The organism is Hallerella porci, from assembly GCF_003148885.1.
Lineage (GTDB): Bacteria > Fibrobacterota > Fibrobacteria > Fibrobacterales > Fibrobacteraceae > Hallerella > Hallerella porci.
This window is the reverse complement of the sequence record NZ_QGHD01000001.1, coordinates 281763-294183: the sequence shown is the minus strand read 5'-3', so window position 1 is coordinate 294183 and position 12421 is coordinate 281763. Positions and strand designations below refer to the sequence as shown.

Below are 12421 nucleotides of genomic sequence, written 5' to 3'. Positions count from 1 at the left end.
AGTGTAGTCTAGAGACAACGAAGGACCAACCCCGAAACTTTTTCTGTAAATAGTCCGCAGCGTTGCATGAATACCTCAAAACCCTTTTGAACTATCCGTGCTGAGTTGCATGAATACTTCAAAACCCTTTTGAACTGTCTATGCAGAGTTGCATGAATACTTCAAAACCCTTTTGAACTGTCTATGCAGAGTTGCATGAATACTTCAAAACCCTTTTGAACTGTCTATGCAGAGTTGCACGAATACTTCAAAACCCTTTTGAACTGTCCGTGCTGAGTTGCATGAATACCTCAAACCCTTTTGAACTGTCCGTGCTGAGTTGCATGAAGAGTTCAAAAGCAATTTGAATGCTTGCCGCAGCGTTGCATAGACGAATTTGACATGTTAACGGTGTTCTATTCCTAATTCTTCATTAACGTCGGCCACTTTTTCTTCGGATTCTGATTCGCGTAGCTCGCTTTAATCCATGCGGCGGAGCGCGTGACTCGGCTGACGTGCAATTCGTCGATGACGCCTTCGAAATGGTGAGTGACAATATCGCTCGGATCGTCTGCGGGGTAAATCAATTTGCCGATGACAAATAAACTGTCCGTAATTCGCGGGGTGCTATTTTTCCCTTGCCGCGGGGAATCGGTGACGAGCGAATCGTTCACATACATCGCTGTCGAAGAATCGCCTTGGGCGATGGTGATAAAAGTCCACTCATTCACCGTGACCGAAGAATCCGTGTACCAATTCCGGACGGAAACCGCCGTCGAATCTCCCGTCAAATCCGAATATGCTTCGTAAAGCCAAATGCCCGAAGGCGGCGTCGAAGCCGAAGATAAATACATGAGATGATAATTCGATGCGCCCTTTCCAAAGACGACGCGCGAACGCTCTTTGCTATCTAAACGCACCCACACCGAGAAAGTCCGCTGCGCATGCGTGTCAAAATCCAAATCGCCGGTGCGCGAATTCGGAATCGTGACCGAGCCCGATTTGCCGTCGTAATAGAAAGCGCTTCCAACTGCAGCATCTTCTGAAACCGTGACTTTTTCGGGAACGCCGCGGAAACGGTTTCCGGTCGCATCGCGGACAGAATCTTTCCCTTCGTCAAAATGCCACGCTGCAATAAATCCATCCGAGAAAATGCGGTCCGTCGAATCGGCAAAAGAAGTTTTCGCATCTTCGGCAAAATGCAACGAAAGCGTATCGGTCGCTTTGGCGCGGAGCCGCGGAATGCGCGTCCAGAATGTGAAATTTTTTCCGTCGGAATACGATAAATCGAGCGGTAATGTGTCGCCGCAGAGAATTGCCGACCACGAGCCCGAAACTTTTTGCAGAATTTTGGCGTCGAAATCATTCGAATCCAAGCGGAGAGTTAACGGGAAATTTTTCAAATCTTCGGAAAGCCCGATTTCTTTGGGAGTTAACGCAAAAGAAAATTCAAGCGCAACTTTTTCGGGGTCGATTTGAATCGTTGAATCGGCGATAATTTTGACGCCTTTATCGAGAGAAAGCGAATAACCGTTATCCGCGACAAAAATAAAGGGCGAAAGCGAATCGGCAGGGAGAGAATCAACGAAAATATTCCCCATTTCGACGATGACTTGGCGAAGAATTGTCGTCCCGGGCACATAAACGTAGCCCGTTGTGCCGTCTTCAAATCCGTGCGCTCCGAGCCGCACGCCGCCGACATTTTCCAAAATGCCTTCGACTTTGAGAACGCTCGAATCTAAAGTCGAAGCTAAACCCATCTGCAAAAATTTCTTGCCGGAAATCGGATCGTTTGCTTCTAACGAAAATCCTTCGGCGGGAACATTTTCAAAGGCAAATTGCCCGAGAGAATCCGATTCCGAAGTCCACGCGGCATTTAAAACTTCATCATCTGCCGCCGAATAATTTTTGGGAACTAATTGCACTTTGACTTTGGCTGCGGGAGTTCCATCGGCAAAATGTAAAATGCCTGCGATTTCTGGATTCCCCGATTCAGCGCTATTTCCGAGAGATGTGCGATTGTCCGAGCATCCTGTGCCCGCTACGATTAAAATTGAAATCAAAAGCGTTAACGCAAACGCCGACGCAAGCCATTTTTCGCACAATTTCTGCATATTCCCATTCACCACAAATTAAATATACATTCCGAGTTTTGAAAAAAGTGAAAAAAGAACGCGGAGCGTTGTCCAAAGACAATGCCCCGCAAAAAGGGGATTTTTCAGCGATTTTCGTTTATTTGCTTACCCAATGCGTTAACACCATAATATCGGACGGGCGAATTCCCGGAATCCGTGATGCGCTTCCGACGGTGAGCGGTTTCGCTTTGGCTAAACGCTGACGGCTTTCGATGGAAAGCGCGGTGATTTGCGAATAATCCGTATCCGGCGAAAGTTTAATGCGGTCCATTTTCTTTTCGTGTTCAATTTCTTTGGCTTGACGCGCAAAAAATCCCGCATACGCTTCTTCGGCGTAAAGATTCCAAATGTCGCGGCGAATGAGTTTTGCTTCGGGCAAAAATTTGCGGAAGAATTCTTCGGGGTCGACTTTCGGGCGGCGTAAAACCGTATTCATACGCACGGATTCGTGCACAGGCGCTTCGCCAAAAGTTTCGAGGAACGGATTGATTTCGGAAGCGGTAATGGTCGTTTCCGCTAAAAATTTTTGTACCCGCTCCATTTCTGTTTTGCGATTTGTCCAAGCGAGATAATCCGCATCATCGATCATACCGATTTTGCGCGCGCGTTCTTTTAAACGAGAATCCGCATTGTCCGAACGCAAGAAGAGACGATATTCCGCGCGGCTCGTAAACATCCGATACGGTTCATCGAGAAGGAAATGCGAAAGGTCATCGGCCATGACGCCGATGTAACTTTCCGAACGCCCGAGAATAAAGGGTTCTGCATTTTGCGTTTTGAGCGCCGCGTTAATTCCCGCGACAATTCCCTGCCCCGCAGCTTCTTCGTATCCGCTTGTCCCGCAGACTTGTCCCGCAAAATAAAGCCCCGAAATTTCTTTGCATTCAAATGTCGGATAAAGTTGCGTTGCGTCAATGCTATCGTATTCAACCGCATAACCGATTTGCATCACCTTCGCATGCGAAAGTCCGGGAATCGTGTGCAAAGCGGCGAGCTGAATATCCGCCGGGAGACTGGAACTGAAGCCGTTCAAATAAATTCGCGAAACATCTTTCGTTTCGGGTTCCATAAAAAGTTGATGGCCGTCTTTGTCGCCGAAGCGATTGATTTTGTCTTCGATACTCGGACAATACCGCGGGCCCTTTCCTTGAATGCGTCCCGTAAACATCGGGCTGTCTTTAAATCCCGAGCGCAGAATGTCGTGCGTTTTGAGATTTGTCCGCGTAATCCAGCAGCAGTTTCCGTTATCAATCGGATGATTGTGACGGTCGCTCATCGGCCACGGATCTTTATCGCCCGGCTGTTCTTCGCATTCGTTAAAATCGATTGACGAAGGATCGATGCGGCTCGGCGTTCCCGTTTTTAAACGGCGCAAGCGCAGACCATTTTCGGCGATGGATTTCGAAAGCGCATCCGCGCTCGGTTCGCCCACTCGCCCGCCGATACTTGTCGCAAGTCCCGTGAACATTTTCGAAGCCAAAAAAGTGCCGCTCGTAATGACGAGAGTTTTCGTTTCGTAGCGGTCACCATTTAACAAAGTCAATTCGAAATTTCCATTCGGGAGGCGATTGAATGCGGCGAGTTCCCCTTGAATCAAATGTAAACCGCGGCAGTTTTCAAGAGTTTCTCGGGCGATTAAACTGTATTGTTTAAGATCGCATTGTGCGCGCGGTCCCCAGACTGCGGGACCTTTACTTTGATTCAACATGCGAAATTGAATGCCCGCTTTGTCGGTCAAAATTCCCATGAGCCCGCCGAGAGCATCGATGTCGCGGACGATTTGACCTTTGCTCACGCCGCCCACGGCGGGGTTGCAAGACATCCGTCCGATGGCATTTAAATCCATCGTGAGCATTGCGGTTTTTACGCCGATTTTCCACGCCGCATGCGACGCTTCAATTCCTGCGTGACCGCCGCCGATTACCACCACATCAAAGACATCTAAAATCGCACTCATCTTGAGAACTCCATTCTTCATCCGACTTTTTGACGAAAGCGGGTGATTTTTCAGCGCCAAATTTAGAAAATCCCTTGCCAATTTTTTTCAACTTGTTTATTTTTGGAGCATGCAAAACGTAAAGAGCATCAATCGTTGGTGGTGGCGGACTTAACCTTAGTCCGGTTTTTTGCGTTGTGTTCGTTTTTATGCAAACCTTCCGGACTTTTTCGGGAGGTTTTTCGTTTTTAAACCCAAAGGATGTACTATGTACAGCACAAATGGATTCTTCAATCACTTCGGCGGCAAGTATGTTGCCGAAATTCTCCGACGTCCGCTCGATGAACTCGAAGCTGCGTTCAAACATTTCATGAGTTCGCAAGAATTTTTGGACGAACTCCACGAAATTCAGCGCGATTACATCGGCCGCGAAACGCCGCTTCTTTTTGCGCCGAAAGCGACAGAACTTTTGGGCGGTGCAAAAATTTATATCAAGCTTGAAGGCTTAGCAAATACCGGCGCGCATAAAATCAATAACGCAATCGGTCAAGTGCTTTTGGCAAAACACATGGGCAAAAAGCGCATCATCGCCGAAACAGGCGCAGGGCAACACGGACTTGCAACCGCTGCCGCTTGCGCAAAACTCGGCATGGACTGCACCGTTTATATGGGCGAAGTCGATGTGCGCCGTCAACAGCCCAATGTCGCTGCGATGGAAACTTACGGAGCCAAAGTTTGTGCGGTCACGAGCGGTGCGCGCACTCTCAAAGACGCTGTCAACGAAGCGATGCGCGATTGGGCAGCTCATCCCGATGATACGCATTACGTTCTCGGTTCAGCACTTGGTCCTGCTCCCTTCCCCGATATCGTTCGCACATTCCAATCGGTCATCGGAAACGAAGTCAAGCGTCAATGCGCCGAACGTAAAATTGAAATCGGTGCGATGGTCGCTTGTGTCGGCGGCGGTTCCAATTCCATCGGATTTTTCAGCCCATTTATCGATGAAAAATCTCCGCGTTTAATCGGAGCCGAAGCGGGCGGAATCGGTCCGAATATCGGCGAAAATGCGAGCCGCATGACCGGAAACGCAAGCCGCGAAGGCATTGTGCAAGGTTACAAGAGCCGTTTCCTTTTGGACGAAGACGGACAATCTCTCCCGACGCGTTCGATTAGCGCGGGACTCGATTACATGGGAATTGGCCCGCAGCTCGCTGCCCTCGGCGAAAGCGGACGCGTCGAATTTATGAGCATCCTCGACAAAGAAGCTCTCGAAGCCGTTCAATTCTTCGCAAAAAATGAAGGCGTTCTCTTCGCCCTCGAAAGCGCTCACGCCGGAGCTGCTGCGATGAAAATTGCAAAACAAGTTCCGAAGGATAAAGCGGTCATCATCAACATGAGCGGCCGCGGCGATAAAGATATCTTTATCACCAGTCCGGTTTTCCGCCCGAAAGAATGGAAAGCTTTCCTCGAAAGCGAACTCGAAAGATTGAACGAAGAAAAAGATATTCATCAAGCGAAGCTCATGGGAGGAAACAAGTAATGTCGAAAATCAAATTGATGAGTCATCTCGTCGCAGGCTACCCGACCGATGAAATCGCTTTTACAGTCGCTTCGGCGATGGTAAAAGGCGGCGCAGATATTCTCGAAGTGCAACTCGCTTTTAGCGATCCTTCAGCAGATGGACCAGCCATTCAAGGCGCTTGCACCGAAGTTCTTTCGCGCAGTTACCGCGTCAAAGACGGATTCCATTTTATCGCAAAACTCCGCAAAGCTTTTCCGCAGACGACGATTTATTTGATGAGCTACGGCTCTCTCGTTTACACGCCTGGCGTCGAAGCTTTCTGCAAAATGGCGAGCGAAGCGGGAGTGAACGGTCTCATTATTCCCGATTTACCGTTTGATTGCGACGAAGGTTTAACCGCAGCCTGCAAAAAATACGGTATGGAAAATATTCCGGTAGCAAGTCCGAGCATGAGCGATGAACGCTTATCGAAAATGGCACACGCTGGATTCAAATACATCTACGGTTCTCTCCGCGTAGGCATTACCGGCACGCAGACAGACATCGATCAAGCGACTCTCACCTTCCTTTCGAAAGTCGGCGCGGGCGGTTCCAAAGTTTACGGTGGTTTCGGGATTTCTCGTGGCGAACAATCGAAAGCTATTGCGGACCACGTAGACGCTGTCATCGCGGGCTCTGTCTTTGTTCGTCTCATCAACGAATATGCAAAAGATCCGCAGGCGTTATCGCAGGCGATCGAAGCAAAAGCCAAAGAACTCAGTAATCAGTAAACGTAATGCGCGCCCGCAGGGCGCGCATTTTTCATTTCCGGCGGCTTCGCCGCCACATTCTCTCCAGATTTTCCCGAAAGCGTTAACGTTTTTCTTCGTACATTTTTTCAATTTCTCGCACAAATTCCGCTTCGACAATTTGCCGTCGCAATTTTAATGTCGGCGTTAACCTTCCCGATTCGACCGAAAGTTGCGAACTCACCAAAGTCCATTTTCGAATTTGTTCCCAATGATTGAGTTTGCGATTAACGGTATCGACGTGAGACTGCACCACCGCCAAAACCCGCGGATCTAAAATCGCTTCTTCCGGATGAAAATCGCGCCGCGATTTTTCCGTAATTCGCATCGCCGCATCATAACCCAAAAAGAGAATTGCCGAAACAAATTTGCGATTATTCGCAATGACAATTGCCCCATCGATAATCGGATGACGACTTAATTCCAATTCAATCGGAACGGGTGAAACATATTTTCCCGTGCTCGTCTTAAAAATTTCCTTAATGCGCCCGATTAAAAATAAGAATCCTTCGCTATCGATTAAGCCCTGATCGCCTGTGCGGAAAAATCCATCCGAAGTCCACGCAGCGCGATTCATCTCGGGCATATTGCGGTAACCGTGAAAAACGCTCGGACCTTTCACCAAAATTTCATTTTGCTCGCCTATTTTGACTTGCAAACTCGCAATCGGCTTCCCCACCGAGCCCGCTTTATTGGCATCGGGCATATTCGCGCTAATCACCGGCGAACATTCCGTTAAACCGTAGCCTTCGAAAACCGGAAAACCGACATTGATTAAAAAACGATAAACGGTTTTATTGAGAGCGCTGCTCCCCGAAATAATCCATTTGAATTTTCCGCCGAGCGCTTCGCGAATTTTTTGATAAACGAGTTTATCGTAAATTTTCCGACGAATTTTTCCGTTGCCCGGAATATTTTTCTTTGCAAAACGAATCGCTTGATGCATTAACAAGCGTTTTAGTCCGCTTAATTTATATTCGCGCTGCGAAACCGCATCCGCTAATTTTTCAAGAATCCGTGGGACAAAAGTCCCGATTGCCGGACGCACTTCGTGCGCAATCACGCCGACGTTTTGGGGCGAATCCGCAAAGTAAACTTTCAAATGTTTGCTCGCATAAAATGTAATCGCCATCCGTTCAAAAACATGCGCCACCGGCAAAATACTAATCGCCGAATCCGTTGCGACATCCGGATGAATCATCGGATCCAAAGCCGTAATCATCGCAATCATATTTTTATGCGAAAGTTCTGCGCCCTTCGGAAGTCCCGTCGAACCGCTCGTATAAATTACCGAAAATAAATCTTCTTCGCGGATTCCGTTTAAGCGATAACGAAACCAATCGACTGTACCTTCTTCTTTAGAAAGAATTTCGCCTTCGTCGAGTAAATTTTTCCAATAAATTCCGTTGAGCGGAAGCTTTGAATTTTCATCAAAGCAAATCACATAACGAAAACGCGCCAAATGTTTTTTAATTCCCGGGTCCAAATCATCAATGGAATCGACCGCCAAAAATCCGATTTCCGAATCGTCGCATTGAAATTCAAAATGTTCTTCGCTAATGTTTGGGAAAAGCGGAACCGTCGGCGCATGGCAAATTTCGCAAGCTAAATCGGCGACAATCCAATTCGGCGAAGTCGCAGCGATAATTCCCAAACTTTTTCCTTCGCCAACGCCGTATTTTGCAAAAGCAAGAGTCGCATAAAAAAGCATTTTTTGTAGGCGCAAGCCCGAATATTCTTCCCAAGATCCATTCACCCGCTTAAACCACCCGGGGAAATCCTTCGCCTGGCACATGTCTAAGAAGACTTCAGGAATCGAATTAAAATGTCTTTTTTCCATAAAATTCTTGCCTTTTCTCTATCAAAATAACCGAAAACGGGAAAAATGTCGCAGGATTGAAAAAATTTTTTATCGACGAATTACAAAAATGTCATTTTTTAGAAATTCCATTTTTTGCGGTTTTTTCCATTTTTTCGGCAAAAAACAAATTTGCAAAAACTCATTTCCAAAATCTACAAAATTGTAACATTTTATTTTAAAATGCCCAAATTTATTCAGTTTCGCCTTTATTATATTTCAATTTGCAAAAACAATTTTCTTTCATTGGAGAAACAACATGGCGATCAAAAACGCATACTTGCAGAAGGTCTACGACAAAGTTGTCGCACGTGACCCAGATCAGGCACTCTTCCATCAGGCTGTTCGTGAATTCCTCGAATCGCTCGATCCAGTCCTCGAAAAGGATAAATCTTACGAAACCAACGGCGTGATTGACCGCCTTGTAGAACCGGAACGCGTTGTGATGTTCCGCGTCCCTTGGGTGGATGACAAGGGCAATGTTCAAGTGAACCGCGGCTACCGCGTTCAATTCAACTCGGCTATCGGACCTTACAAGGGCGGTATCCGTCTCCGTAACGAAGTGACTCTTTCAATGCTCAAGTTCCTCGGCTTCGAACAGGTCTTTAAAAACAGCCTCACCACTCTTCCGATGGGCGGTGGCAAGGGCGGTTCGGACTTCGATCCGAAAGGCAAGAGCGACAACGAAGTGATGCGCTTCTGCCAGTCCTTTATGACTGAACTTTGCAAGCACATCGGTGCAGATACCGACGTTCCGGCTGGTGACCAAGGCACTGGCGCTCGCGAAATCGGTTATATGTTTGGTCAATACAAGCGTATCCGCAACGAATTTGTGGGCGTTCTCACCGGTAAAGGTCTCTCTTACGGTGGATCTCTCGCCCGTACAGAAGCAACCGGTTACGGTCTCTGCTACTTCACCCGCGAAATGCTCAAGGATCTCGCAAACGATTCCTTCCAAGGCAAGACGGTTGTGATTTCCGGTTCGGGTAACGTTGCCATTTATGCTTGCCAAAAGGCTCAATCCTTCGGTGCTAAGGTCGTGACTGTTTCTGACTCGAACGGTTACATCTATGACCCGAACGGCATTCAGCTCGATGTCGTCCGCGACATTAAGGAAGCTCACCGTGGCCGTATCAAGGAATACGCTGATCGCGTGAAGGGCGCAGAATACCACGAAGGTTCGAAGGGTGTTTGGACGGTTAAGTGCGACATCGCTCTTCCGTGCGCAACTCAGAACGAAATTGACCTCGAAAGCGCTCAAGCTTTGATCAAAAACGGCGTGAAGGCTGTCGCCGAAGGCGCAAACATGCCGTCTACTCCGGAAGCTATCGAAGCGTTCCAGAAGGCTGGCGTGATGTTTGGACCGGCTAAGGCTGCAAACGCTGGTGGCGTTGCTACCTCGGGCCTCGAAATGAGCCAGAACTCCGAACGTCTTTCTTGGACATTCGAAGAAGTCGATGCAAAGCTCGAAGGCATCATGAAGAGCATTTACAAGGCTGCTTCTTCTGCTGCTGTGGAATACGGTCAGAAGGGCAACCTCGTGATGGGCGCAAACATCGCAGGCTTCAAGAAAGTTGCTGACGCTATGAAGTGGCAAGGCGCTGTCTAATTTTTGCCTTTGCAAAAGAAAAACGCTTCCCAAAACGGGAAGCGTTTTTTTTTAATGAGAAATTAGGAATATTGAGACGCCTGCGGAGGGATGTTTTAAGAACTTAGAACGGAGAACTTAGAACTTAGAAATTAGAAATTCTAAGCTCTAAGCGCACATTCCCTTATTTGTAAAGCTCTTGTAAAGTCCTTGGAAAATCATTGAAAAACTTGATTTTCCCCCATTGCTCCGATTCTTTGCGGTAAATAACTTTGCTGTAGTTCAAAATCCAGAAAACCAAAACAAAGGATAACAGCATGGATTCAGTCTCAATCTACTACGTTCTCATCGCAATGCTTTTTGCGCTTGCGGTATTCGATCTCATCGTCGGCGTGAGTAACGATGCGGTGAACTTTCTCAATTCGGGAATCGGCGCGAAAGCGGTTTCCTTCAAAGTTCTTTTAACGATTGCGGGCGCGGGAGTTTTTATCGGAGCCGCCTTCTCAAACGGCATGATGGATGTCGCGCGACACGGCATTTTCCAACCGCAGTATTATTACTTCAGCGAAATTCTAACGATTCTCGTCGCGGTGATGCTAACCGATGTTATTCTTCTCGATATTTTTAATACTCTCGGGATGCCGACATCGACGACAGTTTCCATGGTCTTTGAACTCTTGGGCGCATCCGTTGCGATTTCCGTCTTGAAAATGGCGAATGATCCAACGGGCGCTTTGAACTTTGCAAATCTCATCAACACGAGCAAAGCTCTCGAAGTCATCCTCGGCATTTTCGTCTCCGTTGCGATTGCATTTACCGTCGGTGCGCTCGTGCAATACATCGCCCGCTTACTCTTTACCTTTGGCTACAAGAAAAATCTCAAATATTTCGTCGGTATTTTCAGCGCAATTTCTCTGACCTCGATTTTCTACTTCATCCTCATCAAAGGTTTAAAGAACGCTTCTTTCATTTCCAAAGATTTTCAATCGGCGTTGCACAGCAATGAAATGCTGATTCTTCTCGGCATGTTCGCGGGATTTTTCATTCTTTCTCATCTCTTGCATGCGATTGGCGTAAACATGCTCAAAGTCGTAATTGGCTGCGGCACCTTTGCGCTCGCCCTCGCCTTTGCCGGAAACGACTTGGTGAACTTTGTCGGCGTTCCTCTTACCGGACTTTCTTCGCTTCAACATTTAATCGCAGACGGCGGAAATCCCGACACGTATTTGATGAGCGCTCTCCTCGATAAAGAAGCAGGACAATGGTATCTGTTAATGATTGCGGGCGCAGTCATGGTGATTACTCTCGTCACTTCGAAAAAAGCACACCGCGTTGTCCAAACTTCTGTTTCGCTCTCTTCACAAGGGGAAACCGACGAAGTCTTCGGCACCAATCCCGTCGCCCGCGCACTCGTCCGCTTCAGCTATGGCGCAATTAAAAAGATAAATGCGATTTGCCCGCGCACGGTCAGCGCTTGGATTGCAAAGCGTTTCGATACGAATAAACTCACCCTCGAAGAAGATTCTGCAGCGTTCGATTTGATTCGTGCCGGCGTCAATTTAATGCTCGCGAGTTCTCTCATCGCGATTGGAACTTCCCTTAAACTTCCGCTTTCGACGACTTACGTCACCTTCATGGTCGCCATGGGAACTTCTCTCGCCGACCATGCGTGGAGCCGCGAAAGTGCGGTCTACCGCATCACCGGCGTCCTCTCGGTCATCGGCGGCTGGTTCATCACCGCATTCGCCGCGTTCAGCGCTTGCTTCATCGTCGCCATTCTTCTTCGCTTCGGCGGAATGCCCGCACGAATTATCCTCTTCGCCATCGTGATTTTCCTTCTCATCCGCTCCAATCTCAAATTCAAAAAAACAGAAAAATCCATCAAGAAATCCGAAGAAATTTTCTCGCACATTCTCAAAGCTTCGCCCGAAACCGACGTGCTTCCGCTCGTCCAAAAATTTAGCCAAGATGAATGGAGCTCGGTTCTCCGCATTACCGCCGAAAATTACGGTCAAATTATCGAAGAATTCATTAACGATAATTTAAGCGAACTGCGGACGAGTAAAAAGCGCATCAAAATTCTCAAGCGTTACATCGAACGGCTGCGTAGACAAGGAACTCTTTGCAGCAAGAAGATGAAGCAAGAAGATATTCTCGTGAAAAACTTCTTCCTTTACCAGGCAAATGATTTCTTGGGCGATGGCGTCTTTGACATCGAACAAATCTGCATCCCATGCGTGCAACACTTAGACAATAACTTCACCGAAGTAAACGAAAAGCAAAAAGAAAAACTCGAAATCATCGCCCATAAAATTTCGATGCTCACGAAAAAGAGCGCAGCGATGATCGAAAGCGGAGATTTTTCTGCCTACGATGCACTCGTCCGCAATTTACACGAAACGAGTGAAATGATTGTCGAAGAACGCAAAGCGAACATGGTCCACGAAAAAGTGAGCAGTTCTCTTATCCGCACCGAAATTCTCTACTTGACAATTCTCTACGAAACGCGTTCTTACTTAGACGCAGTCGCCAATTTGCTCAAAGCTTCCCGCAAATTCTTAACGGAAAAGCCCGAAGCCGACGAGCCCGCACTCGCGCCGAGCTTCGCTTAATTT

Annotated in this window: 7 protein-coding genes; 4 read left to right on the top strand and 3 right to left on the bottom strand. The window is 47.7% G+C overall.

Annotated elements, in window-relative coordinates; all coding sequences use genetic code 11:
* Positions 1-401 precede the first annotated feature (401 nt).
* Both B0H50_RS01215 and mnmG read right to left on the bottom strand, forming a co-directional pair.
* The gene (locus B0H50_RS01215; RefSeq protein ID WP_146129142.1) at positions 402-2108 is read right to left on the bottom strand and encodes a LamG domain-containing protein; all 1707 of its coding nucleotides are present in this window, start codon (positions 2106-2108) and stop codon (positions 402-404) included.
* A gap of 103 nt (positions 2109-2211) precedes the next feature.
* Positions 2212-4131, bottom strand: a complete 1920-nt coding sequence (gene mnmG, locus B0H50_RS01210; protein ID WP_233244454.1) for a tRNA uridine-5-carboxymethylaminomethyl(34) synthesis enzyme MnmG — start codon at positions 4129-4131, stop codon at positions 2212-2214.
* 187 nt (positions 4132-4318) lie between these two features.
* Here mnmG and trpB point away from each other — a divergent pair, with 187 nt between their 5' ends.
* Together trpB and trpA are read left to right on the top strand one after the other, a co-directional pair.
* Entirely contained in the window at positions 4319-5590 is a 1272-nt protein-coding gene (gene trpB / locus B0H50_RS01205; RefSeq protein WP_109587110.1) for a tryptophan synthase subunit beta, read from the top strand.
* A complete protein-coding gene (trpA, locus tag B0H50_RS01200; protein WP_173315730.1) occupies positions 5590-6342 on the top strand; it encodes a tryptophan synthase subunit alpha in 753 nt (250 codons plus the stop codon). The genes trpB and trpA overlap by 1 nt, the downstream gene beginning before the upstream one ends.
* An 82-nt stretch (positions 6343-6424) precedes the next feature.
* Here trpA and B0H50_RS01195 read toward each other — a convergent pair whose 3' ends face one another.
* Positions 6425-8200, bottom strand: coding sequence for an AMP-dependent synthetase/ligase (locus tag B0H50_RS01195; RefSeq protein ID WP_106198077.1), 1776 nt, complete (start codon positions 8198-8200; stop codon positions 6425-6427).
* A 277-nt stretch (positions 8201-8477) separates the two neighbouring features.
* Between B0H50_RS01195 and gdhA the strand changes: the two genes are divergently transcribed.
* Complete coding sequence (gene gdhA / locus B0H50_RS01190) at positions 8478-9827, top strand: NADP-specific glutamate dehydrogenase (protein WP_106198076.1); 1350 nt, start codon at positions 8478-8480, stop codon at positions 9825-9827.
* A gap of 296 nt (positions 9828-10123) precedes the next feature.
* A complete protein-coding gene (locus B0H50_RS01185) occupies positions 10124-12418 on the top strand; it encodes an inorganic phosphate transporter (RefSeq protein WP_109587109.1) in 2295 nt (764 codons plus the stop codon).
* The last annotated feature ends 3 nt before the right edge of the window (positions 12419-12421 follow it).

Bases quoted from the DNA above. Each gene is read 5' to 3' on its own strand.
- trpB (WP_109587110.1), top strand. From the start codon at position 4,319: ATGTACAGCACAAATGGATTCTTCAATCACTTCGGCGGCAAGTATGTT.
- trpA (WP_173315730.1), top strand. From the start codon at position 5,590: ATGTCGAAAATCAAATTGATGAGTCATCTCGTCGCAGGCTACCCGACC.
- B0H50_RS01195 (WP_106198077.1), bottom strand. From the start codon at position 8,200: ATGGAAAAAAGACATTTTAATTCGATTCCTGAAGTCTTCTTAGACATG.
- gdhA (WP_106198076.1), top strand. From the start codon at position 8,478: ATGGCGATCAAAAACGCATACTTGCAGAAGGTCTACGACAAAGTTGTC.
- B0H50_RS01185 (WP_109587109.1), top strand. From the start codon at position 10,124: ATGGATTCAGTCTCAATCTACTACGTTCTCATCGCAATGCTTTTTGCG.